This is a genomic window from Thalassospira sp. HJ (genome assembly GCF_000948415.1).
In the GTDB taxonomy this organism is placed as follows: domain Bacteria; phylum Pseudomonadota; class Alphaproteobacteria; order Rhodospirillales; family Thalassospiraceae; genus Thalassospira.
The window spans coordinates 30,096-56,590 of sequence record NZ_JYII01000019.1 but is presented as its reverse complement, the minus strand read 5'-3'; the positions used below and the strand labels follow the sequence as shown (position 1 = coordinate 56,590).

25 protein-coding genes are annotated in these 26,495 nt (G+C 54.5%); 12 read left to right on the top strand and 13 right to left on the bottom strand.

The features are described 5' to 3' along the window. The first annotated feature begins 108 nt into the window (after positions 1-108). Complete coding sequence (locus UF64_RS14550) at positions 109-1,683, top strand: YbaY family lipoprotein (RefSeq protein WP_052657668.1); 1,575 nt, start codon at positions 109-111, stop codon at positions 1,681-1,683. A gap of 83 nt (positions 1,684-1,766) precedes the next feature. Here the strand turns inward: UF64_RS14550 and UF64_RS14545 are convergent, their stop codons facing one another. Both UF64_RS14545 and UF64_RS14540 read right to left on the bottom strand, forming a co-directional pair. Continuing rightward, positions 1,767-2,273: a GNAT family N-acetyltransferase gene (locus UF64_RS14545; RefSeq protein ID WP_044829344.1), complete on the bottom strand. Its 507-nt coding sequence runs from the start codon at positions 2,271-2,273 to the stop codon at positions 1,767-1,769. Between the two features lie 23 nt (positions 2,274-2,296). Continuing rightward, the gene (locus tag UF64_RS14540) at positions 2,297-3,430 is read right to left on the bottom strand and encodes a type III PLP-dependent enzyme (protein ID WP_044829343.1); all 1,134 of its coding nucleotides are present in this window, start codon (positions 3,428-3,430) and stop codon (positions 2,297-2,299) included. 632 nt (positions 3,431-4,062) lie between these two features. Between UF64_RS14540 and UF64_RS14530 the strand changes: the two genes are divergently transcribed. Next, on the top strand, positions 4,063-4,476 hold the full coding sequence (locus UF64_RS14530) for a DUF3830 family protein (protein ID WP_044829557.1): 414 nt from the start codon (positions 4,063-4,065) through the stop codon (positions 4,474-4,476). 10 nt (positions 4,477-4,486) lie between these two features. Here the strand turns inward: UF64_RS14530 and UF64_RS19760 are convergent, their stop codons facing one another. From UF64_RS19760 to UF64_RS14500, 7 genes are all read right to left on the bottom strand, one after another. After that, complete coding sequence (locus tag UF64_RS19760) at positions 4,487-5,227, bottom strand: hypothetical protein (protein ID WP_152630700.1); 741 nt, start codon at positions 5,225-5,227, stop codon at positions 4,487-4,489. Between the two features lie 6 nt (positions 5,228-5,233). Next, positions 5,234-5,425 carry a hypothetical protein gene (locus tag UF64_RS14520; RefSeq protein WP_044829341.1) on the bottom strand — a complete coding sequence of 64 codons (192 nt, stop codon included), beginning with the start codon at positions 5,423-5,425 and terminating at the stop codon, positions 5,234-5,236. Positions 5,426-5,493: 68 nt separating this feature from the next. After that, complete coding sequence (locus UF64_RS14515; RefSeq protein ID WP_044829340.1) at positions 5,494-7,140, bottom strand: U32 family peptidase; 1,647 nt, start codon at positions 7,138-7,140, stop codon at positions 5,494-5,496. 208 nt (positions 7,141-7,348) lie between these two features. Continuing rightward, positions 7,349-8,869, bottom strand: coding sequence for a sodium:alanine symporter family protein (locus UF64_RS14510; protein WP_200892685.1), 1,521 nt, complete (start codon positions 8,867-8,869; stop codon positions 7,349-7,351). A 33-nt stretch (positions 8,870-8,902) separates the two neighbouring features. Further along, complete coding sequence (locus tag UF64_RS14505; protein WP_044829339.1) at positions 8,903-9,337, bottom strand: universal stress protein; 435 nt, start codon at positions 9,335-9,337, stop codon at positions 8,903-8,905. 28 nt (positions 9,338-9,365) lie between these two features. After that, entirely contained in the window at positions 9,366-9,629 is a 264-nt protein-coding gene (locus tag UF64_RS20180; RefSeq protein WP_152630699.1) for a hypothetical protein, read from the bottom strand. 49 nt (positions 9,630-9,678) lie between these two features. Next, positions 9,679-10,095 (bottom strand): acyl-CoA thioesterase, encoded by a 417-nt coding sequence (locus tag UF64_RS14500; RefSeq protein ID WP_044829338.1) that lies wholly within the window; start codon positions 10,093-10,095, stop codon positions 9,679-9,681. 529 nt (positions 10,096-10,624) lie between these two features. On the opposite strand from UF64_RS14500, the gene UF64_RS14490 reads away from it, so the two are divergent. Genes UF64_RS14490 through UF64_RS14480 form a run of 3 tightly spaced genes read left to right on the top strand, consistent with a single transcriptional unit; the run spans position 10,625 to position 14,613 of the window. After that, entirely contained in the window at positions 10,625-11,983 is a 1,359-nt protein-coding gene (locus UF64_RS14490; RefSeq protein ID WP_044829336.1) for an NAD(P)-dependent oxidoreductase, read from the top strand. Between the two features lie 26 nt (positions 11,984-12,009). Next, complete coding sequence (preA, locus tag UF64_RS14485) at positions 12,010-13,287, top strand: NAD-dependent dihydropyrimidine dehydrogenase subunit PreA (protein ID WP_044829335.1); 1,278 nt, start codon at positions 12,010-12,012, stop codon at positions 13,285-13,287. A 54-nt stretch (positions 13,288-13,341) separates the two neighbouring features. Further along, positions 13,342-14,613 carry a Zn-dependent hydrolase gene (locus UF64_RS14480; RefSeq protein WP_044829334.1) on the top strand — a complete coding sequence of 424 codons (1,272 nt, stop codon included), beginning with the start codon at positions 13,342-13,344 and terminating at the stop codon, positions 14,611-14,613. Positions 14,614-14,717: 104 nt separating this feature from the next. Here the strand turns inward: UF64_RS14480 and UF64_RS14475 are convergent, their stop codons facing one another. The 3 genes from UF64_RS14475 to UF64_RS14465 all read right to left on the bottom strand — a co-directional run bounded on the left by UF64_RS14475 (position 14,718) and on the right by UF64_RS14465 (position 17,302). Next, positions 14,718-15,491 carry an ABC transporter substrate-binding protein gene (locus tag UF64_RS14475; protein WP_044829333.1) on the bottom strand — a complete coding sequence of 258 codons (774 nt, stop codon included), beginning with the start codon at positions 15,489-15,491 and terminating at the stop codon, positions 14,718-14,720. A gap of 206 nt (positions 15,492-15,697) precedes the next feature. After that, entirely contained in the window at positions 15,698-16,534 is an 837-nt protein-coding gene (locus tag UF64_RS14470; RefSeq protein ID WP_044829332.1) for an ABC transporter substrate-binding protein, read from the bottom strand. A gap of 129 nt (positions 16,535-16,663) precedes the next feature. Then, positions 16,664-17,302, bottom strand: a complete 639-nt coding sequence (locus UF64_RS14465; RefSeq protein ID WP_044829331.1) for a TetR/AcrR family transcriptional regulator — start codon at positions 17,300-17,302, stop codon at positions 16,664-16,666. A 482-nt stretch (positions 17,303-17,784) separates the two neighbouring features. On the opposite strand from UF64_RS14465, the gene UF64_RS14460 reads away from it, so the two are divergent. From UF64_RS14460 to hydA, 7 genes are all read left to right on the top strand, one after another. Then, a complete protein-coding gene (locus tag UF64_RS14460; protein WP_044829330.1) occupies positions 17,785-19,116 on the top strand; it encodes an aspartate aminotransferase family protein in 1,332 nt (443 codons plus the stop codon). A 277-nt stretch (positions 19,117-19,393) separates the two neighbouring features. Next, entirely contained in the window at positions 19,394-20,230 is an 837-nt protein-coding gene (locus UF64_RS14455) for a nitrilase-related carbon-nitrogen hydrolase (protein ID WP_235285079.1), read from the top strand. A gap of 256 nt (positions 20,231-20,486) precedes the next feature. Next, positions 20,487-21,278, top strand: a complete 792-nt coding sequence (locus tag UF64_RS14450) for an ABC transporter ATP-binding protein (RefSeq protein WP_044829554.1) — start codon at positions 20,487-20,489, stop codon at positions 21,276-21,278. A 10-nt stretch (positions 21,279-21,288) separates the two neighbouring features. Then, positions 21,289-22,197 (top strand): ABC transporter permease, encoded by a 909-nt coding sequence (locus tag UF64_RS14445; protein WP_044829553.1) that lies wholly within the window; start codon positions 21,289-21,291, stop codon positions 22,195-22,197. Then, the gene (locus tag UF64_RS14440) at positions 22,194-23,348 is read left to right on the top strand and encodes an ABC transporter permease (protein WP_044829328.1); all 1,155 of its coding nucleotides are present in this window, start codon (positions 22,194-22,196) and stop codon (positions 23,346-23,348) included. Before UF64_RS14445 ends, UF64_RS14440 begins: the two co-directional genes overlap by 4 nt. A gap of 61 nt (positions 23,349-23,409) precedes the next feature. After that, a complete protein-coding gene (locus UF64_RS14435) occupies positions 23,410-24,390 on the top strand; it encodes an ABC transporter substrate-binding protein (protein ID WP_044829327.1) in 981 nt (326 codons plus the stop codon). A 181-nt stretch (positions 24,391-24,571) separates the two neighbouring features. Continuing rightward, on the top strand, positions 24,572-26,023 hold the full coding sequence (gene hydA / locus UF64_RS14430) for a dihydropyrimidinase (protein WP_044829326.1): 1,452 nt from the start codon (positions 24,572-24,574) through the stop codon (positions 26,021-26,023). A gap of 81 nt (positions 26,024-26,104) precedes the next feature. Here hydA and sugE read toward each other — a convergent pair whose 3' ends face one another. Continuing rightward, positions 26,105-26,425, bottom strand: coding sequence for a quaternary ammonium compound efflux SMR transporter SugE (sugE, locus tag UF64_RS14425; protein ID WP_044829325.1), 321 nt, complete (start codon positions 26,423-26,425; stop codon positions 26,105-26,107). Positions 26,426-26,495 lie beyond the last annotated feature (70 nt).

Sequence of the window (26,495 nt, the reverse complement as noted above, 5' to 3'; positions counted from 1 at the left end):
CTGCACCCGATTTGCCCATTTTTGGCCTTGGTTTTCGGTATGTTTGGCGTCACCATTGTCTGGCGCAACAAATGCGCCACCAAAAAATACGAGCAAACCGGGGTTAAAATGAAACCTGCTTCCGCCGCAATCATGTGGGCAAGGACGTTTATTGTTCTTGGCATGGTCGGGATACTTTCGGGCTGTGCGGCCCTGCAATCGCCTGGTAACAGCGTTACCGGGTCGGTCAGCTATCGCGAACGGATCGCGCTTTCGCCAGACAATACCTTCCTTGTTGTCCGCCTGCTGGATGTATCAAAGGCAGATGCGCCATCGGTTGAGGTTGCTGCACTGCGCCAACCGGTCGCCAATCCGCCGATGGTCTTCATCCTGCCTTATGATCTTGATGATATCGATCCGCGCCATAGCTACGTGCTTGAAGCCAAGATCGTAAATGGCAATGACGACCTTCTGTTTCGCAATGATCAAAGCTACCCGGTCCTGACCCGCGGTGCGCCAAGTGATGTCGATATCACGGTCATCCAGATCCCGCGCATGCAAAGCGACGGTGCGCGCAACGGTGATGGTTCCGATATCGTCGATGACATCGCCGCGATCGAGGCCCGCTTGACCGACCTGCGCGTCATTCCCGGCCAGTATTCGGCATCTGATCATACTGTGACCTACAAGGCCTATGTCACGCCGGACGGGGAACCGGTTCTGGTGGATGAGCATCGCGACCTTGGCGATTACGGATCAAGCGACGTTAAATTCTATTACCGCAATGGCCAGCTTCTGCGCTTTGCCGAGGACGCCAAGCGCGTCAATTACGGCGGAGCGGAAAGCGATGCGCCACTGCATTACACGCTGAAACTTGATTTCGCGCAGGGGCGTTATTCATCGGGCACCAAGACGGTGAACGATATCGCAAGCCAGCCTGACGAACATGAAATCAGCGGCGCGCTGTCGCAAAGCAAGGTCGCACTCAGCCGCATTGATGCGATGCTAAGCCAGATGAACAGCAGCCCGGATCCGATCACCGGCCCGGAACTGTTTGTTTGTGATGATCAAAGCCGCTTTGCCGTGACCTTTGATCGCGATCGTGAACGCGCAGTTGTCGAATTCCCGGGCCGTGAACCGCTGATCCTGCCGATCATGCGGACCGGGTCGGGATATGGTTATGGCAACGATATCTATGAACTGCGCGGCAAGGGCGCTGACGCGATCTGGACTACCCCGTCGGGTGATTTCCATTGCGCGGTATCACCGCTTTCGGCGGAAACCGCCCGGCTTGCACTTGCACCCGGCGATTTCCCTGTGGTGTCGGTGGCCGACCTTAAAGCCGAGGGCGATGGCATCTGGACGCGTTATTTCGATGACATGATGCCCGCCATCACCGCCTGCCTTGCCAAGAACCCCGGCGATCTGGTTTCGGTTCTGAAAGCCTGGCCGATGAACCATGGCATGGTTGGTGTGCGCACGATCAATGGCAATGGCGGGCGTTATGATTGCCTGGTGCCGTCCGATGGTCTGGGTACCGCCCATACCGAAATGGTTGAGGCCACCACCAATATCCTGCCCGGCGAAGATGTCGTGCGCTTCACCCCGGCCAGTGGTGCCTATCCCGGTGGGGAATGCTTTGACCATGAACGGCTTGAGCAGAATGGTGTCTTTATCGGCTGGCTGTCGGAAAAGACCTGCTGATCTGATCAGGATGGCATGCAGAAACAAAAATCCCGGCCGGGGAAACCCGGGCCGGGATTTTTTTGTCTTTAAGCGTCGAGGTCCTAGTGGATCATGGCCCCGGTGGCACTCAGCATACCGGTTGAACCACTAAGCACATCGTCATTGCCAAGTTGGATCGCCTGGAACCGGTGACGATCAAAATGGCCGGGCATCAAAAGCCCGCTTGCAGGCGCAGCATGGAAGCCAAAGCGCGCATAGTAATCCGGATCCCCCACCAGAAGAACCGAACGGTGACCGCTGGCTTGCGCAGCATTGAGCGCTGCATAAACCAGACCGGCACCCACGCCGGACCCGCTATAGATCTTGTCGACGGCAAGCGGGCCGAGCAGCAACGCATCACCTGCATTGCCTGCATTGACATTCCACAACCGGACGGTGCCGATCATCTGTTTGCCGTCGTGGGCGACAAACGCCAGACCGTCCGCCGGAAGGCGGTTGCGGCGCAGGATTTCAGACGATTTCTGAAACCGCGCCTGACCCATTACGCGATCAAGCAGCTTTTCGCGTTCGATGTGCGAATAAGCGCCTTCGCGATCAATCGTGATCATTGGCCTATCTTTCCCGAATGGGGTCAGATGACATAGGCGGCAAGCGGCGAGAAGCCGTTGAACGCCACGGATGCATAAGTGGTGGTATAAGCACCGGTTGCTTCGATCAGAACCTCGTCACCGATGGTCAAAGAGACCGGCAGGTCATACGGGGTCTTTTCATAGAGCACGTCGGCAGAGTCACAGGTCGGACCGGCCAGAACACAAGGTGCAACATCGCCGCCGTCATAGATGGTGGTGATCGGGTAACGGATCGCTTCGTCCATGGTTTCGGCAAGGCCGCCGAATTTACCGATATCGAGGTAAACCCAGCGCACCGGATCGTCGGCATGTTTGCGCGAAATCAGAACAACCTCGGCTTTGATCACACCGGCATCACCAACCATGCCACGGCCCGGTTCGATAATGGTTTCGGGCATGTGGTTGCCAAAGTGGTTGTGAAGCGCATCAACAATCGCCGCGCCATATGCTTCGGTCGCCGGAATGTCGCGCAGGTAACGGGTCGGGAAGCCCCCGCCCATGTTGACCATACGAAGAACAATGCCTTTGTCCGCAAGGGTACGGAAGATCGAGGATGCCTCGGCAAGGGCGGTGTCCCATGCATCAAGGTTGCACTGCTGCGAACCAACGTGGAAGGACACGCCATAGGCATCCAGACCCATGTGATGAGCATGCTCAAGAACTTCGAGTGCCATGGAAGGCGCGCAACCGAATTTGCGCGACAGCGGCCATTCTGCACCTTTGCCATCGGTCAGGATGCGGCAGAAAACCTGCGCACCCGGTGCGACACGGGCGATTTTTTCAACTTCTTCGACGCAATCAACCGCATAAAGACGTACACCGAGTTCAAAAGCGCGCGCAATGTCGCGTTCTTTTTTGATGGTGTTGCCAAAGGAAATGCGGTCAGGGCTTGCACCAGCAGCCATCGCCATTTCGATTTCCGGGACGGATGCGGTGTCAAAGTTGCTGCCAAGGTCGGCAAGCAGGCTCAGAACTTCCGGTGCCGGGTTTGCTTTGACGGCATAGAAGATGCGCGAGCTCGGAAGCGCACGGGTGAAGGTCTCAAAGTTGCGCTGAACAACATCGAGATCAACGACAAGGCACGGGCCTTCCGGACGGTTCTGTGCGAGAAAATCAATAATACGCTGAGTTGCCATTGGGGCGTTCTCCCATTCCACGATATGGCAGCGTGCATGTACCTGATGCGTGCGCGCGGTGGAGGCGCGATAACGCGGACTACTTGCCTGCTGTTTAGCTCCGGGGCCAACCGGAACTGCGAAGTTAAGTCTGCCTCGCTATGGAATGGGGAGTTCCCGTTCCGCACGTGGGCAATGATGGTGTGCCTCTTTAGTGTCGGTGGATTTGGACGCCACCTGAGACCAAAAAAGCCCTACACCGTCGTTGCTTTAAGTAAGTCCTACGGGTTCCAGTAAGCAGGACCACCACAGGCACGTGCGACTTTGGGCAAGGCGGGATTTACGCCCGTTCCAATCTGCGCGCAAGTGAAATTTTCGCGCGTTTGTCCTGAAACAATCGCAGGATCGTCGAAGAAGTCATGCCGCAACGCAAAAAAATGGCTCAAATGGCCGCGTTCAGGATTTGCAATAAGTTCAGTTGGCAGGTTTTGGTATGGGGCATTGCAATTTGCGCATAAGTTGAGGCTGATTTTGAAGGCGATTGACGGTTTTGAATGGTCGGTGTAGCCCTTGGGGCATGCATTTATTCCGGCGCAAAGTCGCCGCGTCGTAAGGCGCGCCGTATTTTTGCGCCATCCAATCAGGAAATTCTTATGTCCAATATCAAAATCACCGCCGGTCCGTTCACCTTTGATGGCGTGCTCGAAATCGAAAAGGCACCGCATACCTGCAAGGCATTCCTTGATCGCATGCCGTTTGAAAGCAAGGCCGTGCATGTCCGCTGGAGCGGCGAGGGTGTGTGGATGCCGCTGGGCGATTATCAGTTTGGTGTCGGTTATGAAAACCACACCAGCTTCCCGGCACCGGGCCAGATCATCCTTTATCCCGGTGGTATCAGCGAAACCGAAATCCTGCTGGCATATGGCGGGGTGCATTTCGCCTCCAAGGTTGGCCAACTTGCCGGCAACCATTTCATCACCATCACCAGCAATCTCGAAGATGTCGAGAAGCTCGGCAAAATGACCCTGTGGGAAGGCGCACAGCCGATCAAGTTCGAGCTGGCTTGAGGCAAATTAACTAAGGTTTAGTTTGATCCGTCGGAGTGTCGGCAATGTCTTTAAATAAGGCATTGTCGAACTTCGTCGCACTAACAATGTTGTCTTGCTTTAAGACGATTCCAAGTTTCTTGGACTCATCGTTTGAGCTGGCCAGATTGTAGTTTGTTGTAAACGTTACTTTTAAGTTTTCACTGCTTCTGTAACCGCTGAGAACAGGCTGTAGGAGGATTTCTTGATCCATTCCTTTGTGCTCGTTCGGTTCGCCCATATTCAACACGAAACCGACGTAAACTTTCCTATCACTCATGGAGAGCATAATTTGAGTTTCTTTGATAAGTGCGTCAAACAGGAAGCTGTCGAGGGGGCTGTCTTTTAAAATCTTCTCGATCACAGAAGTTTTGTATCCTTCTGGGTATCCTGAAAGCCAATTCAAAGCTTTTGGAAAAACGTAGGCGAGTACAAAAGGGCATAGCAAGATGAATAAGGCTGTGTTGTACTCAAGGTAGGTTTTCCCTGGAACTGCTAAATGCAGTAACTCGTGGCCAACAGACCACGAGTTCATTTGTTCGCTAACAAAAGTCAGGTTTTTGATTGCGAACAAAAGCAATGACGAGAAGAAGAATAGCACGAGACCATATTGAGCGGAATGCAGATACAAATACTGGTTTTCTGCTCGGTGCATTTTGTAGCGCAATGGCGCGTGTAGGTGGCAGAACCAAAATCCTGCAACAAGAATGGGGATTGTTAAGAGCAGGCCCAATAGGAGTTACCTGCTTGCAACAAGTTTGGCTGCGTTCTCAACCGCCTGCTTGTACTGTGGGCTTTGAACCAGCATATCCTGGTTTGCAACCACAGTTCCGCGACCGACTATGCGCACGCGATCAGGAGTTTCTTTAAGCTTATTAATCAACTCAAGCTGGTCACTGTCAAGAAACAGCTTTCTGATGAAATTGAGCATATTTCAATCTCCCTTCACCCTTAAGATGTAACACTGGGTCTTGAAGGTCAAGTCTACCTTAGTTCTGCTTATTCAGCAGCAATCGTCTTGCCGTCTTTTTCAAGCATCTCGCCCTGTTTGCGCTTGGCAAGGATTTCGCGCGCCTTGGCGTAGCTTTCATCGTGCCAGAAGATCAGACAGCCATTGCAACCCCGGCCACAGCAACCCTTGGTGCCAACACGCGGAGTGCGGAAGGAGCGTTCCTTCTGGCGGTCATCAAGGGCGGTCTGAAGCGCATCACGCTTGGCGTCATAGCGTTCTTCGTTGCCTTTGCCCATTTCGAACTTGTGGCCTTCCTGATCAAGTTTCAGGCGTTGCCATTCATCTTCCGAAAGCGCCTTTTCCTTGCGCACGATCGTCATCGGGACGATTTCACGCTTAAGGAATTCCGGGTCTTCCTGTTCAAACAGGGAAAACGGCAGACGGATCAGCGGATGGGTGTTGGCGTGCACGGCTTCACCGACCTTGCCGGTTTTGGCATCGATGAATTCATACATGCGGATGAAGATGGTCTGACGCGAACGCGGCGGCACGATTTCGATCACATCGCCCGGCAACATGCGGTTTTTGACCGTCATGATGAAGGCGTCGTCTTCGACCTCGACGATCTGACCGGCAAATTCCCAGTCGGAGACGTTGGTGTTGCTGTCATAGCCGTGCGCGTAGTTGGTCAGGCGCCCGTCATGGAAGGCCAGCGTGTAGCCCCGGTTCGGAATGGTCGAGAGTTCCTTCATATATTCTTCGGCCGACCAGTTTTCCGGATCCTTGTACCAGTCATCAATCGCCATGCGGTACGCACGGGCGACGAGACCGGCGTAATAGGGGCTTTTGCCACGGCCTTCGACCTTGAGGCTGTCGACACCGATTTTGAGGTAATCCTCAAGTTTCGGCATGATGCACAGATCGCGGGAGTTCAGGATGTAGGAGCCGCGCTCGTCCTCCTGAATTTCCATCAGTTCGCCCGGACGCATGTCTTCTTCAAGGAAGAAGTCAAACATTTCGAGGTTTTCCTCGGTCAGTTTGAGTTCCTTGACCGTGCCGTCCTTGAGCTTCATGTGGACTTTGTATTTCCAGCGGCACGAGTTCGCACATGCGCCTTGGTTCGCGCCACGTTCGGCCATGAAGTTCGACAGCAGGCAACGACCGGAATAGGTCATGCACATGGAACCATGCACGAAGGCCTCGATCTTGATGTCGGGGCATTTTGCGCGGATTTCGGTGAGTTCCTCGTAGGAAACTTCACGGCCGAGCACAACAAGCTTGGCCCCGATGCTCTGCCAGAATTTCACAGACTGCCAGGAACAGACATTGGCCTGGGTCGAGACATGAAGATCAAGTTCCGGCGCATGTTCGCGAACAAACATGAACACACCCGGATCGGCGACAATCAGGCCATCGGGCTTACATTTGCGCACGGTATCGACATACTCCGGCAGCTTGTCGATATCCTTGTTATGCGAAAACAGGTTCAGCGTCAGATAAACACGCACACCATGGCTGTGGGCAAATTCGATGCCGTCGACCACGTCTTGCAGTGACATTTGGCTTTTGACGCGCAGCGACAGGTCCGGCGTGCCCATGTAAACGGCATCCGCGCCATAAAGCACGGCAACTTTCAGCTTTTCGAGCGAGCCTGCGGGCATCAGCAATTCGGAACGGCGCGATTGATCACTCATCACTTGCGGGTCTTCTTATAGGTCATACGGGAAATCTCTCTGGCGCGGCTTCTATCACAGCCTGCTGCCTGTGCCGATTAAAATCGCATATTTGCCGGGGTTTGCAAAGCGGAAGGCTTGATCAGCAGCCATGTCGGACTTGCAGGGCGCAAACCAAAACACCCCCGCTAGAGGGCAGGGGTGTTTGGAATCGTTTCAAAATGCTGGCTTATTTGACCTTCTTGATCTCGCCGCTTTCGATCTTGGCCCAGTATTGGTTGATCTCGCCGCGAACGACGGGCATCAGCAAGTAAAGGCCGATGATGTTGGGGATCGCCATGGCAAAGATCATGGAGTCCGAGAAATCAATCACGGGACCCAGGCTCATGGATGCACCAACAATCACGCACAGGCAGAAGAACAGCTTGAAGATGATCTCCTTGCCTTTGCCTTCACCGACCAGATAGGTCCAGCTTTTAAGCCCGTAATAGGACCATGACAGCATGGTGGAAAAGGCAAACAGGACAACTGCCAGTGCCAGGATCAGCGGGAACCAGGTAAAGGCCGATGCGAATGCCGCCGAGGTCAGCTCAACCCCGGTCAGTCCGGAATTAAGTTCGCCACTGATGGTAATCACAAGGGCCGTCATGGTACAGATCACGACCGTATCAATGAACGGTTCGAGCAGGGCGACATAACCCTCTGTCACCGGCTCCTTGGTCCGAACGGCCGCATGGGCAATGGCGGCCGAGCCAATGCCGGCCTCGTTTGAGAAGGCGGCACGTTTGAAACCCTGGATCAGTGCGCCAACAACCCCGCCAGCAACACCGGCACCGGTAAAGGCGCCAACGAAGATCTGGGCGAATGCATCACCGATCATGGAGATGTTTGACAGGATAATGATCATGCCCGCGGTAACATAGATAACCGCCATGAACGGCACGATCTTTTCGGTCACCTTGGCAATCGATTTGATGCCGCCAATAATCACGACCCCCACAACAATCGCCATGACCAGACCAAACAACCAGCCGGAACCGGCAAGGAAGCTTTCGTCACCGCCGGTTACATTGACAATCTGCTGGAAGGCCTGATTGGCCTGGAACATATTGCCGCCACCAACAGCCCCGCCGATACAGCAGATCGAGAAGATAATGGCGAGTACCTTGCCAAGGCCGGGTTTGCCTTTTTCAGCGAGGCCTTTCGACAGGTAATACATCGGGCCGCCCGAAACGCGGCCGTCTTCATATTCGTTACGGTATTTAACGCCCAGCGTACATTCGGTGAATTTCGATGCCATGCCAAGCAGGCCGGCAAGGATCATCCAGAATGTCGCCCCCGGTCCGCCGATGGAAACGGCAACAGCAACGCCTGCAATATTGCCAAGGCCGACCGTGCCCGAAAGGGCGGTGGCCAATGCCTGGAAGTGGGAAACTTCACCGGCATCTTCGGGGTGGGAATAGTCGCCCTTGACCAGCGAAATCGCATGGCCGAAACGGCGGAATTGAACAAAGCCGAAATACAGTGTGAATATCGTGGCGGCAACAACCAGCCAGCCAACGATCAAAGGAAAGGCCGTACCGCCAATCGGCACGGAATAGAACATGGTGCCGGCAATCACGTTAGAAATCGGTGCGATCGCCTGATTGATTTTCTCATCAAGGCCGGCTTCCTGCGCGTTTGCGATATGGGGCAGGGTGGCCGACATCATTGCAACGGCGCTGGCCGCTGCTGTCTTTTTCCAGAACATGATGCTTCTCCGGTTTGATTTTTCGTGATTGCCTTACGGCACGACCGTGACCGGCACAGGCGATGCCTGAACCAGTGTGAGCGGCAAACTGCCCAGCAGTCTTGCGCCCAGTGCCGATCCACCTTTCCGGCCGACAATGATCTGGCATGCGCCCTTGTCTTCGGCGATTTTGCAGATCAGTTCGCCGGAATGGCCGTAACGGACTTCCGAAGTTACCGGTATTTTAAGCTTGTTAAGTGCCTCGAGTGCGGGCTTGAGGGTTTCCTCTGCCCGTGACAATTCTTCTGTTCGCCGTTGATGGCGTTCTTCAAGTTCCTGTGTCGACAGGAAGCTGTAAGGGGACCATTCAAGAACATAAACAAGATGAATGGCGCAGCCTACGGCTGTTGCGCGAGTGCCCGCGAATTCCACGGCACGCTGCGCGGCATCTGTTCCGTCATAGCCCACAAGAATTGGCTGATCGGTCATGTGCTTCTCCTGATCAGAGACTGAAATGTCAGATTAATTCTCCCACTTCTGGCAATACAGGTGTCGGCCTGTACCATGCCGCACTAGGGTCGAAACCCAAGCCAATGACGCCAGCACACAACGGTTCCCCCGAATTCATTTCACCGACGCCAAGTGAAACGACATCCGGAAATGATACATAAAACTGAAATAAATTCGCCAAAAAGTTGAGTTGACGAAATGTGATGTGTTGTATGGGCGTGAAATTCACCGCCGAAACAAAATAAAACGCGCCGAATTCATCGGCGCGCACGGGAATGTTTCAAAAGAACGCTTAAAAAAAGTGCGTCCAACCGGTTTGATCAGGCGTGATTTTCGATCTCGGGATCAAGCGGCCGGGGCCGGCCATCTTCATCCAGCGCGACGAAAGTAAAGATGCCTTCGGTCACTTTGTCCGATGTTTCTTCAAACCGGGTTTGGCGCCAGGCTTCGACATTGATGCGAAGTGATGTACGTCCGACATGGATGATTTCGGTGAAGAAAGAGACCTCATCCCCCACATGTACTGGGCGCAGGAACGACATGCTATCGACAAAAACGGTGGCGGTTCTGCCCTTGGCGCGGCGTGCCGCAGCGGTTCCGGCCGCGAGGTCCATTTGCGACATCAGCCAGCCGCCAAAAATATCTCCGGTCGGGTTGGTATCGGATGGCATGGCAACGGCACGAACCGACGGTTGACGGTCAGGCAGGGTGTCGGTTGCATCGTTTTTAAGGGTCATCAAAGGCGTTCCGAATTGATCTGATGCGATGACGTTACTTTAGTTTATCCAATTAAAGCCAGCATAAAATATTGCCAAATCAGGGGCATGCGAGATGTTCGATGCTGTGAAAAGCCATCCCTATCAGCTTATGCCAAACGGCAGATTTCCAAGGCGAACAGGGGTGTTTTGGTCTTCAACCAAGAATTCGGATTTTTAATCTTGACCAAATGATCAGGATTGGACATGCTGTTTTTGTCAGAGAGAGGCATCTGCACGTGTCATCAACCGGGGATAACCCCGAAACTATAAACACACGGCAGATCAAATACTGGGAAACAGTTCAGCTTAAGCTGAACGGATACGCCAAGAATGTCAGTATGAGAGACCCTGTGTTGGTCGGGCCCGCCCGTCCACGTAACGCCATAGCTGTATTCTGATCGCGCGCAAGCTGCGATCACATCTGGCCCGCGGTCGATTGTATTTTCATTCTTGTTTTGTCTCTCGATGACGTCAGGAGAGGACGCCTTTTTGGCAGGGAGACAAACAAATGACCACCTTGCAGGCCAAGCAAGTTTCAAAATCCGGTGCCGTCCATGGCGGTGCTGGCCACAATGACGCAGATGACGGTTTTTCCGATCTGCACCCGGCCTATTCCACGCTGCAGGCCATGGCGGAAAGCAACCGCTGCCTGTATTGCTATGATGCGCCATGCGTGACCGCATGCCCGACATCCATCGACATTCCAAGCTTCATTCGCAAAATCAGCACCGGCAATCCGGATGGTGCGGCAAAGACCATTTTGTCGGCCAACATCATGGGCGGCACCTGCGCGCGTGCCTGCCCGACCGAAGTGCTGTGTGAAGAGGCCTGCGTTCGTAACGTCGCCGAAGATACCGCCGTTGAGATCGGCAGCCTGCAGCGCTATGCGGTTGACCACCTGATGGCGCGCGATCTGCCCCATCCGTTCAAACGTGCGCCCAAAACGGGCAAGACCATCGCCGTTGTTGGTGCTGGTCCGGCGGGCCTTTCCTGTGCGCACCGTGCGGCGATGCTGGGCCATGACGTTGTCGTCTTTGAAGCCAAGCCGAAACCGGGCGGGCTTAATGAATACGGTCTGGCCGCCTACAAGATGACCAACGATTTCGCCCAGCACGAAGTCGAATTCCTGATGGGCATTGGCGGGATCGAAATCGAATATAACAAGGCGCTTGGCAAGGACATCAACCTTGCGGACCTCAAAGCAAAATACGATGCCGTGTTTGTCGGTGTCGGTCTTGGTTCGACCAATGATCTTGGCCTTAAGGGCGAAGATTTCCCGGGCGTTGATGATGCCATCACCTTCATCGAAAAACTGCGTCAGACCGAACCGAAATCCGACATGCCGGTTGGCGAAAAGGTCATCGTCATTGGCGGTGGTAACACCGCAATTGATGCCGCTGTGCAGGCCAAGCGCCTTGGGGCTGAGGAAGTCACCCTTGTCTACCGCCGGGGTGCGGAAAACATGTCAGCGACCGAGTTCGAACAGGATCTGGCCAAAACCAACGGCGTTGTTGTGCGCTATTGGGCCAAGCCGGTTGCGATCAAGGCCAACGGCAAACTGTTTGGCATGGAGTTCGAAAAGACCGAGCTTGATGCCAATGGCAAGCTTGTCGGTACAGGCGAAACCTTTGACGTGCGTGCAGACCAGATTTTGAAGGCCATCGGACAGAAAATCAAAACCGATGACCTCGCCGGAATGGAGATCGCCGGCGGCAAGATCGTGGTCGATGAGTCCTATCAGACAACCGCCCCGGGCGTGTTCGCCGGTGGGGACTGTATCAAGAGTGGCGAAGACCTGACAGTTCAGTCGGTCGAAGACGGCAAACAGGCCGCCATCGCCATTGATGCATTCCTGAAATCCGCCTGAACCGCTAGCCAAAGGGAGAGAGAAAAATGGCTGATCTAAGCTGCAAAATCGCCGGTATTGATTCGCTAAACCCGTTCTGGCTGGCATCCGCGCCGCCGACGGACAAGAAATACAACGTCGTTCGTGCCTTTGAAGCCGGCTGGGGCGGGGTTGTCTGGAAGACGCTGGGCATTGATCCGCCCGTGGTTAACGTGTCTTCGCGCTATGGCGCGCACCATGACCAGAACCGTCGTCTGCTGGGTATCAACAATATCGAGCTGATCTCGGATCGTCCGCTTGCCACCAACCTGCAGGAAATCCGCGAATGCCGCGTTGAATACCCTGATCACGTCATCATCGGGTCGATGATGGCCCCGATTGAGGAACGCGCTTGGAAAGACCTGGCCCAGCAGATCGCCGAAAGCGGTGTGCATGGTCTGGAGCTTAACCTTGGTTGCCCGCATGGCATGTGTGAACGTGGCATGGGATCGGCCATTGGTCAGGTGCCGGAAATGGTCGAACAGGTCACCCGTTGGGTGAAGGATGCGGTCGATATTCCGGTCTTTACCAAACTGACCCCGAACATCACCAACATCCTTTGGTCGGCCGAAGCAGCGCTTAAGGGCGGGGCGGATGCCGTATCGCTGATTAACACTGTTAACTCCATCGTATCGGTCGATATCGACAACATGGTGCCGGAACCGGTTGTTGACGGCAAAGGCACCCATGGCGGTTATTGCGGATCGGCGGTCAAGCCGATTGCGCTCAACATGGTGGCTGAAATCGCCCGTACGCCAGAAACCCGTGATCTTGAGATTTCCGGTATCGGTGGCATCACAACCTGGAAAGATGCGGTCGAGTTCATGGCACTTGGTTCGAACGCGGTTCAGGTTTGTACCGCTGCCATGATCTATGGCTTCCGCGTGGTTGATGATCTGATTGATGGCATGAGCCAGTGGATGGATGACAAGGGTTACACCAGTGTCGAACAGTTCACCCGCGCGGCCGTTCCGCAGGTTTCCGACTGGAACGAGCTTAACATGAACTTCGACACCAAGGCGGTGATCAACCCGGATAACTGCATTGAGTGCGGTCGTTGCCACATTGCGTGTGAAGATACCTCGCACCAGGCGATCACCATGACCAGCAAGCCCGAAGGCGGCCGTTTGTTTGAGGTCGTTGACGAGGAATGTGTGGGTTGTAACCTTTGCTATCACATTTGCCCGGTCCCGGATTGCATCACGATGGAGCCGGTCAAAACCGACAAGCCGCCGATGACCTGGCCGGAACATCCGCTTAATCCCATGCGTATGGCCGCTGAGTAACCCAGACGGGTTCCTCGTGCGCCACCCGCGCCACCAAACCAGAAGGACTGACTAATGACTGCTCAACCCAGTGCACGTAACCTTTCAATTGATGGTGATCGCCTTTGGGATAGCCTGATGGAAATGGCCAAGATCGGCAAAACCGAAAAGGACGGCGTTTGCCGTCTGGCGCTGACCGATCTTGACCGTGAAAGCCGTGATCTGTTTATCGAATGGTGCAAGGCCGAGGGCTGCTCGATCCGCATCGACAAGATGGGTAACATCTTTGCCCGTCGCGAAGGCCGCAATCCGGACCTGCCCCCGGTCGTGATGGGCAGCCACCTTGATAGCCAGCCGACCGGCGGTAAGTATGACGGTGTTTATGGCGTTCTGACCGGGCTTGAGGTCATCCGTACGCTGAATGAAGCCAAATACGAAACCGAAGCGCCGCTTGAAGTCGTTTGCTGGACGAACGAAGAAGGCTCGCGCTTTGCCCCGGCAATGGTGGCATCGGGCGTCTTTGCCAAGGTCTTTGATCTTGAATACGGTCATTCCCGTGCTGACGTCGATGGCAAAACCATGGGCGAGGAGCTGGAACGGATCGGCTATATGGGGCCGGACGAGGCCACCATTGATGCCCATCCGATGGGGGCCTATTTCGAAGCCCATATCGAACAGGGTCCGATCCTTGAAGACGAAGGTAAGGATGTCGGCATCGTCACCGATGCCCAGGGCCAGCGTTGGTATGAAATCAAGTTCACCGGTGTCGAAGCCCATGCCGGCCCGACCCCGATGAAAACCCGCAAGGATGCGCTTTTGGGTGCCGCGCGCGTGATCGAACTGGTCAACAAGACCGGTCTGGATCGATCCCCGCTTGCCTGTGCGACGGTCGGCATGATGCAGATCCATCCGAACTCACGCAACGTCATCCCGGGCGAGGTGTTCTTCACGGTTGATTTCCGCCATCCCGATGATGCGGTTCTGGCCGATATGGACAAGGCACTGCGCGAAGGCGTTGAAAAGATCGCAAAGGACATCGGCCTTGAAACCGAGTTCGAGCAAATCTTCTATTACGCACCGGTTCCGTTCGACAAATCCTGCGTTGATGCGGTGCGCAAGGGCGCGGAACTTGGAGGCTTCTCGTCACGCGAAATCGTTTCGGGTGCCGGTCATGATGCCTGCTATCTCGCCCAGGTTTGCCCGACTGCGATGATCTTCATCCCGTGTGTTGATGGTATTTCCCATAACGAGATCGAGGAAATCCACAAGCCGTGGTCCGATGCCGGCGGGCAGGTTCTGCTACACGCCGTTCTGGCCAAGGCCGATGAAACGGTCATGAAAGAATAGGTTTCGCGGTTTCCAATAGCCAAGTCTTCCGGACCAGATACAAGACATCAAAAAAAGCAGGGCGTATCATGCGCCCTGCTTTTTGTTTTGGTGGGCGCGGGGGATCAGCTTTCGCCCTCGGACAGATTGATCAGGTGATTGTGGGTCCAGAAGTCCAGCGTTCCGTCTTCGCTCAGTTCCTCAATCAGAAGATTGAGTTGTTTGACATGCACCATGCAGGGGCTTTTGCGTGAAAACATGAAACGCACATCATTGCTATCGACTGGTTGTTCGACGATCTTGATGTCGTCTCTGAGTTTGTCGCGATAGATATTGGCCAACCCGTCAAAGCGGCCGAGCATCACGTAATCAACACGACCATTCATCAGCACATCAAAAATGCGGTTTCCGGTTGGCGAGAACATCATGTCGAGGCGTTGTTCAGCGAACCTGTCGATATAATCACCATAGCTTCCGCCTTGCGGGCGGGCGCCGCGATGACCGATCAGATCATGCAGGTCAGAAACGGCAAACCGGTTGTCGCGATGCTGAAACACCATGATGTCGTCATGGGCGAATGGCACGCTGTAAAAATGGATCTGGTCGCGTTCATTGGTGAAATAGGCCCCGGCGATCACATCAAGTTCGCCATTGCGCAACATCTGGATTGCACGCGGCCAGGGGATATCAAGATTGACATCAAGCCGCAAATCGGTGCGTTCCGCGTAATTCTGCAAGATGTCGATGGCAAGCCCGGTATGCTGGCCATTATCGTTGATATAAGTGATGGGCTCCCAGCCATCGGCGCCGCCAACCGCAAGGGTACGGCAGATGGTTTTGGGTGAGGTCGTCTGCGTCGGCTTGGTCGAGGAATATTGGGCGAATGCCGGTGATATCATCGGGGGGATTGCCCCCAAAAGTACCACGACAAGCACCCATAAACAGACGGCGCGAAATGAAAGCCTGATGCACACCATGATCGTCTGAAAGCGTTGTTATTATAAGTGATATCTAAAGTTGGTTATGGCTTTCAGTGAGTCAACTATCCAGAAGTGGTGCTTATCTGGCGAAAAACCGGGAAAAATGATGCGCCAAAGGGTGGGTTTCAGCTGCCGGTTTCGCGATTGAACAAGGTCTGTTCCAAATGATACTGGGTGCGTTCCTTTATGGTGCCGTTTTGGGTGAGTTCGTTAATCAACAGGTTGATTTGTTCAACATGTTCAATGCACGGGCTATTGCGTGAGAACATCAGGCGAACTGAATTGTGATCGACTGGTGGCTCAACTGCGATGATTGTGTTCTGTGCGCCCAGTTTTTGAAGCGTTGCAACCCCATCATAACGTGCAAGCAAAACATAGTCGACATGACCTGCAAGCAGTAGATCGAAGATGTGGTCATTGATTGGTGAATAAACGATATCAAGCTGCTGCTCGGAATAGGTGTCGATCTTGTTGCCAAGGCTGCCACCATGCGGTCTTGCGCCTCGATATCCCCTCAGGTCGTCGATTTCCGCATAACCAAATCGCCGGTCAACATGCTGAAACACCATGATGTCATCTGTGAAAAAGGGATCGCTGTATCGATATAGAAGTTGGCGTTCATCATTGAAATAGGCCCCCGCAGTGACATCGATTTTGCCCTGAAGCAACAAATCAAGGGTTCTGGCCCAGGGCAGTTCGATATCGACCCGGACATTGATGCCGTGACGCTCTGCATATTCCCGGAGGATATCAATGCCCAGACCGGTTTGCCGACCATCGGATGCGATATAGGAAACAGGTTGCCAGCTTGCTGGGCCACCGATGGTAATGGTGTCGCAACTTGTTCTTTGATCCGTGTATTGCTGGGCTTTCAGCGGCGATGAAAGTCCGATTGAAAGGGTCGATATCGCACAGAATGAAAATATTCTAATAAATTTGGCGCTTGGCAGCTTTAGCCGCATTTTCTCCGCCCCGTCCGTTTCCTCGTTATATCCGATTATGCAGATATGAACGGGGTGTTATCTATTCAACTTGTGTCGACCAAAAACGGGCGTTTTGGGCCGAAAAAAAAAGATGGCGTTGGTTGAAAGTCAGGACAGGCCTACACCCTTTAGGATGATGCGCACGACATTTTCCTTGGCCTCAGCGAATTGCGCGTCGCTGAGCGGCTTGTTGTTGTTGAAAATCTCGATTTGACGTCCAAAGTCGGCATAGTGCTGGGTAGTGGCAAAGATCATGTACATGAGCGTATAGGGCTCAACATCATCCATCTTGCCCTCGTCGATCCAGCCCCGGATGACGACAACGCGGCTATCAAGCCAGTTCTTGACCGTGCTGGAGATGTATTCGGACGAGAATTTCGCACCACGAATGATTTCATGTGCCCACAGTCGTGAGCCATAGGGCCGGGCGCGGGACAGATCCATCTTGGCTTCGATATAGCCCCGCAGGATCACGGCCGGGTCGGCACTGTTATCAAACGTCATCGCTGCTTCGAGCCAGTGGTCGCAGACATCTTCCATGATGCGGCGATAAAGCGCCTCTTTGGTGCTAAAATAATAATGAACATTGGCCTTGGGGACATTGGCGGTTTCGGCGATCCGTGCAGTGGTTGCGCCCTTGAACCCGAAGTCGGCAAAGACCCGTTCGGCCGCGGCCAGAATCTGCTCTTCGTTTTCCTGACGGATCGCGGCCTTGTGTGCGCCGTTTACTGCGGGTTTTGTGCTCATTTTATTGTCCCGTTTCGCGCCGATTTTGATACATCATAATCAAGCTATATAAATCGCGTCATTTATCTTGACCGTTTGGTCAGGTTAAAATAACCTCTACTTCTAATATCAAAAAGAAACTTTTTTATGCGCGTCATTTCAAGAGTCGGTTTTGTCCGAAATATCGAACAGTCCCGATGAAAGATAAACACAAAATAGACGCCGTAAACAAAAATCAGGGTCGCCGAAATGGTGTTTGACGGTCGAATATTCGAAACAGTTCCGCGGTGGTGTTAAAGCGCTAGTGCATGGGCATGTCTCATGCTAACGACTTTTACGTGCCCGTAACACGGGCGATCCCGAACAGGCGAATGTGCGACATTTTGGTCAGTTGACCAGATACCTTTCGCGAAAACGGGATGAAGAATATCAGATGCCGGTGCACGGTGCCCGCCACCGAACCGGTCGAGAGAAGCACTTAAAAAGGTACGGGAGACCTTTTGATGACAGCCACCACGAAAATCAGCCGTCCGAACGATCTTTCGGCGTTCTGGATGCCGTTTACGGCCAACCGTCAGTTCAAGCAGACCCCGCGTATGCTGGTCTCGGCGGATGGCATGTATTACAAAACCGACGACAATCGCGAGATCCTTGACGGTACCGCAGGCCTTTGGTGCTGCAACGCCGGTCACAAGCGTCCGAAAATCGTCGAAGCGGTCAAGGCGCAGATGGATGAGCTGGATTACGCACCGGCGTTCCAGATGGGCCATCCCAAGGCGTTCGAGCTGGCAAGCCGCCTTGCGCAGCTGATGCCCGGCAACCTCAACCATGTGTTCTATACCAACTCCGGTTCTGAATCGGTTGAGACCGCGCTTAAAATCGCACTCGCCTATCACCGTGCACGCGGCGATGGTCAGCGCACCCGTCTGATCGGTCGTGAACGCGGCTATCATGGTGTGAACTTCGGCGGCATTTCGGTTGGTGGTATTTCGGGTAACCGCAAAACCTTTGGCCAGATGCTGGGCGGTGTTGACCATATGCGTCACACTTATCTGCCGGAAGAAAACGGTGTTACCCGCGGTATGCCGGAACATGGTGCGTTTCTGGCCGAAGATCTTGAGCGCATCTGCGCACTGCATGATCCGTCCACGATTGCTGCTGTGATTGTCGAGCCGGTTGCAGGCTCCACCGGTGTTCTGATCCCGCCGAAGGGCTATCTTGAGCGCCTGCGCGAGATTTGCACCAAGCACGGCATTCTTCTGATCTTTGATGAAGTCATCACCGGTTTCGGTCGCCTTGGCGCACCGTTCGCCGTTGATTACTTCGGTGTGCAGCCGGATCTGGTCACGACCGCCAAGGGCCTTACCAACGGCACCATTCCGATGGGTGCTGTGTTTGCCACCGACGACATCCATGATGCCTTCATGACCGGCCCGGAAAACATGATCGAGCTGTTCCATGGGTACACCTATTCGGGTAACCCGGTTGCCTGTGCGGCCGCCATGGCAACGCTTGAGACCTATGAAGAAGAAGGTCTGTATTCCAAGGGCAAGGATCTTGGTCAGTATTGGGAAGATGCAGTGCACAGCCTGATCGACCTGCCGCTGGTCAAGGATGTCCGTAACCTGGGTCTGATCGGTGCGATCGAGCTGGAGCCGATTGAAGGCTTCCCGACCAAGCGTGCCTTCAATGCCTTCCTTAAGGCGTTCGAGAAAGGCATCCTGATCCGTACTACGGGTGACATCATTGCGCTGTCGCCGCCGCTGATCCTTGAAAAATCACACATTGATCAGCTGTTCGGCACGTTGCGCGAAGTGCTTAAAGAGATCGATTAAGATCACGGCATTTGCCCCTTGTCCGGTCAAACGGGCAGGGGGCATCGGCTTGCAGGGCCTATAAAAATCAAACGGTTCTGCAACGCTCGGAGGAAACATCTGTTTCGCGATTTTTCTGATCGCGTCCCGTCTGGGAATGGACCCGCATAAAACAAAACAGGGTTCTTGGGGCGCGCGAGGGCATAAGTCCAAAGATCAGCAAAAGCTGGCAAGGACATAAAAATATCAGATCAAGGAGGTATCTCGGATGTCGATGCTGAGAGGCGGACTGATTCAAATGAGTCTGAAAGGGTCAACCGATCAGACGCCAGAAGAAATCCGCAAGGCCATGATTGACGCACATCTGCCCTATATTGAAGAGGCAGCCAAAAAAGGTGTGCAGGTCCTGTGCTTTCAGGAAGTTTTCACCCAGCCCTATTTCTGTCCGAGCCAGGACAAGAAGTGGTATGCGGCCGCGGAAAAAATCCCGGATGGCCCGACCACACAGCTGATGTGCGAACTGGCAGCAAAATACAAAATGGTGATCGTTGTTCCGATCTATGAGGAAGACATCACCGGTGTGTATTACAACACCGCTGCCGTCATTGATGCCGACGGTACCTATCTTGGGAAATACCGCAAAACTCATATCCCCCATGTCGCCGGTTTCTGGGAGAAATTCTTCTTCAAGCCGGGTGCATCGGATTGGCCGGTCTTTGACACCCAGTATTGCAAGCTTGGCGTTTATATCTGCTATGACCGCCACTTCCCGGAAGGCTGGCGTGCGCTTGCGCTTAACGGGGCAGAATATATCGTCAATCCGTCGGCGACCGTTGCCGGGGTATCGGAATATATCTGGAAACTCGAACAGCCGGCATCGGCTGTGGCCAATGGCTGCTTCATCGGCGCGATCAACCGCGTCGGCACCGAGGCGCCCTGGAACATTGGCGAGTTTTACGGTCAGAGCTATTTCGTCAATCCGCGCGGCGAGATTGAGTCCCAGGCGTCCCGCGACAAGGACGAATTGCTGGTCCATGACATGGATATGTCGATGGTGCGCGAAATCCGCGACAACTGGCAGTTTTTCCGCGATCGTCGCCCGTCGACCTATACCCGTCTGACCGACGGAAACTGATTTCATGTTACCGGCGAGCGGTTTCTTGCTGCTCGCCGTTTTGCCTTGATCGACAGCTGGGGTATCATTCCCCATTCCCGGCGATGACCGGACAAAGGCTTTATGCGTTTGATCGACTGTCGACAAGGTTCAGGGCAACGTCCCTGAGGGAGGCTTCCAATAAGTCGGACCAGAAAATCTTTCTGGTTCGGAAGAGAGACATACGATCAGGGGAAACCCCATGACGCTAAAACAAGTCGTCAATAATGTTGCTGAGATGCCCGCATCAAAAAAAGCTGTTGTTGATATCAAGAAACTGTCGTTGACCTTTCAGACGGCAGATGGTCCTGTGTACGCCCTTTCCGATGTCGATCTGACCATCGAAGAAGGCGATTTCGTTTCCTTTATCGGTCCGTCCGGTTGCGGCAAAACCACGCTGCTGCGTGTGATCGCCGATCTGGAGCAAGCCACTGGCGGCGACATTTCGATCAATGGTGTTTCGCCGCACGAAGCCCGCGAACAGCGCGCTTATGGCTATGTGTTTCAGGCGCCAGCCCTGCTGCCGTGGCGTTCGATCGAACGCAATGTGACCTTGCCGCTCGAAATCATGGAAATCTCCAAGGAAGAGCGCATCAAGCGCGCCCAGGAGGCCCTGAAACTGGTCGAGCTCAATGGCTTTGAAAAGAAATTCCCATGGCAGCTGTCCGGTGGCATGCAGCAACGTGCATCGATTGCGCGTGCCCTGTCCTTCGATGCCGATCTTCTGTTGATGGATGAGCCGTTCGGCGCACTTGATGAGATTGTGCGTGATCACCTTAATGAGCAGCTTCTGAAATTGTGGGCGCGCACCAACAAGACGGTGGCGTTTGTCACGCACTCCATCCCCGAGGCTGTGTACCTGTCGACCAAGATTGTCGTCATGTCGCCGCGTCCGGGGCGGATCATTGATGTGATCGAAACCGACTTCCCGAAAGACCGCACGCTTGATATCCGCGAAACGCCGGAATTCCTCGAGATTGCGCATCGGGTTCGTGAAGGGCTGCGCGCGGGGCACAGCAATGACGACTAATGCTGCTTCCATGACCGGCACGCTTGCCGGACCATCGATCTGGACGCGCATGATGTCGGGTCAGACCGGCCCGGTATGCGTTGTCCTGATTGCGCTTCTTGTTCTGTGGTATGTCGGGGCCGTTTTCATGAACGCGCCGACCCAGATCGACCGTTATGAACGTGCAGATCAGACCTGGACCACAGGCCAGCTGATCGAAGATACCCTTGCCCAGGAACGTCCGATCCTGCCGGCTCCGCATCAGGTCGCGGTCGAGATGTATAACACCATCTTTGCCATCAAGATCACGTCGAAACGGTCGCTGGTGTATCATAGCTGGGTGACGCTTTCCTCGACCCTTCTGGGCTTCGGGATCGGTACGTTGCTTGGTGTGTTGCTGGCGGTGGGCATTGTTCATGTCATGACGCTTGAAAAAAGCCTGATGCCGTGGGTGATTTCATCGCAAACCATTCCAATCCTTGCCATTGCGCCAATGATCATCGTTGTTCTGGGCGCCATCGGGATCAAGGGACTGGTGCCAAAGGCGGTCATTTCGACTTATCTGTGCTTCTTCCCGGTCACGATCAGCATGGTCAAAGGCCTGCGCTCCCCGCAGGTGATCCAGCTTGATCTGATGCGGACCTATAACGCCTCGAAATGGCAGACCTTCTGGCAGCTTCGTTTGCCGTCCGCCATGCCGTTTCTGTTTGCCAGCCTGAAAGTCGCGATTGCGATCAGTCTGGTGGGTGCCATCGTCGGTGAATTGCCGACCGGTGCGCAGGCAGGCCTTGGTGCGCGTTTGCTTGCAGGTTCCTACTATGGACAGACCATTCAAATCTGGTCGGCCCTTCTGACAGCGGCCTTTGTTGCGGCCATCCTTGTGGTGATCGTTGGCTGGTGTGAACGCAAGGTCCTTGCGCGCATGGGGGTAAAGCCATGACGATGAAACTTGATAAATTCTGTCTTGTCGCGGCAATTGCGGCCTTGTTGGCCCTGATCTTTCCGCTGTCGGGCATTGATGGCGATACCGGCAAACAGGTTGCCTTTGTTGGCGATATCCCGGGCCTTGCCATTGCCATGGCGCTTTGCGTGATTGCCGGTGCTGCTTTCACCTGGCTTGGCGTGCGCTCGGTCAAGGCCGGGATCGCCATTCTGGCGGTGGCGGTGTTTGGTTGCTGGCAGGCGGTGAGTGTTCTTTATGATCACGGTGTTGCCGGTTATGCCGGGCTTGGCTTCTGGTTGTTCATCCTGTCGCTTTGGGCGTTTGTCTGGCGCGGGATTGATGTGATTGCCAATTTCCACAGCCTCGATCGCGGCAAACAACATCTGGCCAACGTGATTGTGCCGGTGGCTTTTGGCGTATGGCTTCTGTTTGTCTGGGAAGTGGTCGTTTCGGGCTTTGGCGTGCCGCAGGTTCTTCTGCCGCCGCCCAGCATGATTGGCGAACGCTTTGTCAATTCGACCGACATTCTGGCATCCGACTTCCACCAGACCTTTGTGAAGGCCGTTTTGAGCGGTTATGTCATGGGCTGTGGTTCGGCCTTTATCGTTGCGATTGCGGTCGACCGCGTGCCGTTCCTCAAACGCGGTCTTTTGCCGCTGGGCAACATGGTTTCCGCACTTCCGATCATTGGCGTCGCGCCGATCATGGTGATGTGGTTTGGCTTTGACTGGCAGTCGAAAGCTGCCGTGATCGTGATCATGACCTTCTTCCCGATGCTGGTGAATACCGTCACCGGGTTGAATGCGGCCGGCAAGCTTGAAAAGGATCTGATGGCGACATACGCGTCGGGTTATTGGTCAACGCTGTTTCGTCTGCGTTTGCCTGCTGCCATGCCGTTTGTTTTCAACGCACTTAAAATCAATTCCACGCTCGCGCTGATTGGCGCAATCGTCGCCGAGTTTTTTGGCACCCCGATTGTTGGTATGGGCTTCCGCATCTCGACCGAGGTGGGGCGGATGAATATCGACATGGTCTGGGCGGAAATCGCATTGGCGGCCCTTGCGGGGACCGCCTTCTACGGAGCCGTGGCTTATATTGAGAGAAAAGCAACGTCATGGCATCCGTCATTCCGGGTACGTCGCCACTAAAGGCATAAAACAAGACGACCCGCCGGGAGGACTTGACTACAACCTGAGGAGACATCGACGAATGAATAAGTTTATTTCGACTGCTATGGGGTTGAGTTTCGGGCTGGCATCGTTTTCTGCGATGGCAGCAGATGAGGTAACCCTGCAGCTTAAATGGGTCACGCAGGCCCAGTTTGCAGGCTACTATGTCGCACTCGACAAAGGTTTCTACGAAGAAGCCGATCTTGATGTGACGATTAATCCGGGTGGTCCGGACGTTGCCCCGCCGCAGGTAATTGCCGGTGGTGGTGCCGACGTGATCATTGACTGGATGCCGTCCGCATTGGCATCGCGCGAAAAGGGTGTGCCGCTGGTCAACATCGCACAGCCGTTCGCCAAATCGGGCATGATGCTGACCTGCTTGAAGGAAACCGGCATTGAAAGCCCGGACGACTTCCCGGGTCGTACCCTTGGTGTGTGGTTCTTCGGCAACGAATATCCGTTCCTGAGCTGGATGTCGAAACTCGGCATTCCGACCGAAGGTGGCGATGATGGCGTGACCGTCCTGAAACAGGGCTTCAACGTTGATCCGCTGATCCAGAAACAGGCCGATTGCGTTTCGACCATGACCTATAACGAATACTGGCAGGTCATTGATGCCGGTATCCCGGAAGATGACCTCAAGGTCTTCAAATATGAAGATCAGGGCGTCGCAACCCTTGAAGACGGTCTTTATGTTCTTGAAGACAACCTGTCGGATCCGGCATTCGTCGACAAGATGGCACGCTTTGTTGATGCCAGCATGAAGGGCTGGAACTGGGCGAAGGAAAACCCGGAAGACGCCGCAATGATCGTTCTTGATAACGACATGACCGGTGCCCAGACCGAAAAACACCAGGTCCGCATGATGACCGAAATCGCTAAACTGCTTGGTGATTCTGCGGTTCTCGACGAAGCAGCTTATCAGCGTACTGTTGACAGCCTGCTTTCGGGTGGTTCCGATCCGGTGATCACCAAGGAGCCGGAAGGTGCCTGGACCCACGCTGTTACCGACAAGATGTAATTTGAACGTCTTGTGATCTTTGCCCGTCCGGCGGGGTGTTTGCTTCGCCGGACGGGATTGCCTCCCGAACTACGAACGATGAACGACGACGATTGAATACCCTCGGGGTGTTTGCAGACAACGGGCGAAATGCCGGGATGGCCCGCAACTTTTCGCCGCAAAGACAGACAAGGAGCCACCCATGTCCATGGTTATTCGTGGCGGAACCATTGTTACCGCAGACCTGACATACAAATCCGATATCCTGATCGAAGACGGCAAGATCGCCGCGATCGGAGAAAACCTGACCGGGGACAAGGTGATCGAGGCCGACGGCTGCTATGTGATGCCCGGCGGTATTGATCCGCACACCCATATGGAAATGCCCTTCATGGGCACCTATTCCGCCGACGATTTCGAAAGCGGCACCAAGGCCGCCGTTGCTGGTGGCACGACCATGGTTGTCGATTTCTGCCTTCCGGCCCCTGAACAGTCGCTGCTTGAAGCGCTGCAGGCCTGGGATAATAAATCTTCCAAGGCAGTGTGTGACTATTCCTTCCACATGGCGATCACCTGGTGGGGTGAGCAGGTCTTTGATGAAATGAAGACCATCGTGCAGGAAAAGGGCATCAACACCTTCAAGCACTTCATGGCCTATAAGGGCGCGCTGATGGTCGATGATGACGAAATGTTCGCATCCTTCTCGCGCTGCTCGGAACTGGGCGCGATGCCGCTGGTGCATGCCGAAAACGGTGACGTGGTCGCAACCCTGCAGGCGAAACTGCTTGCCGAAGGCAACAATGGCCCGGAAGCACATGCCTATTCCCGTCCGGTCGACGTTGAGGGCGAAGCCTGCAACCGTGCGATCATGATTGCCGATATGGCCAATGTGCCGCTTTACATCGTACATGTATCCTGCGAACCGGCGCATGAAGCCATCCGCCGCGCGCGCCAGAACGGCAAACGCGTCTTTGGCGAACCGCTGATCCAGCACCTTATTCTGGATGACAGCGAATACAAAAATCCCGATTGGGACCATGCCGCACGTCGCGTCATGTCTCCGCCGTTCCGTAGCAAGGAACATCAGGATGGTCTTTGGAATGGTCTGGCATCGGGCAGCTTGCAGGTTGTCGCAACCGACCACTGTGCCTTCACCACGGATCAGAAACGCTATGGCGTTGGCGATTTCACCAAGATCCCGAACGGCACCGGCGGCCTTGAAGACCGCATGCCGCTTCTCTGGACCTATGGCGTTGGCACCGGTCGTCTGACCCCGAACGAGTTCGTGGCCGCCACCTCGACCAACATTGCCAAGATCCTCAACATCTATCCGCGCAAGGGTGCAGTTCTGGTGGGGGCGGATGCGGACCTTGTGGTCTGGGATCCGAAGGCCTCGAAAACCATCACCGCCGAACATCAGCAGTCCTCGATCGACTACAATGTGTTCGAAGGCATCGAGGTTACCGGCCTTCCGCGCTATACGCTCAGCCGCGGCCGCATTGCCGCCGAAGAAGGTGTGGTGCTTGCCAAATGCGGCGACGGCGAATTCATCGCCCGCGAACCCTATCCTGCGGTCAACAAGGCGCTTTCCAAATGGAAAGAAATCACCTCGCCGCGCAAGGTCGAGCGTAAGGGTATTCCGGCTGGCGTTTAAGCCGACCGAAAACGATCCATCAAAAAAAACGGGGCAGCTAGTGGCTGCCCCGTTTTGCATTCGTGTGTTGTGATTGGTGCGTCAGGACGGGCTGAACAATTTCAGCATCACGATCCCCGACAGGATCAGCGCAATCGCAACCAATCGTCCGGGGTTGGCGGGTTCGCCGACCATGATGATGCCAAAGATCACGGCACCCGCCGCACCGATACCGGTCCAGATCGCGTAAGCCGTTCCGATCGGGATTGAGCGCATAGCGATTGAAAGCAGCCAGAAACTGGCGATGATTGCAGCAATGGTAAGGGCGCTTGGTATAGGCTTGGTGAAGCCTTCTGTGTATTTCAAGCCAATCGCCCAGCAAATTTCGAGAAATCCGGCAATAACCAACGCTGTCCAGGCCATGGGGCCTCCTGTCTTACGGGGCCGTCCCCATTGATCGGATCAGGAATACCGGTCGTCCGGTATCTAGGTG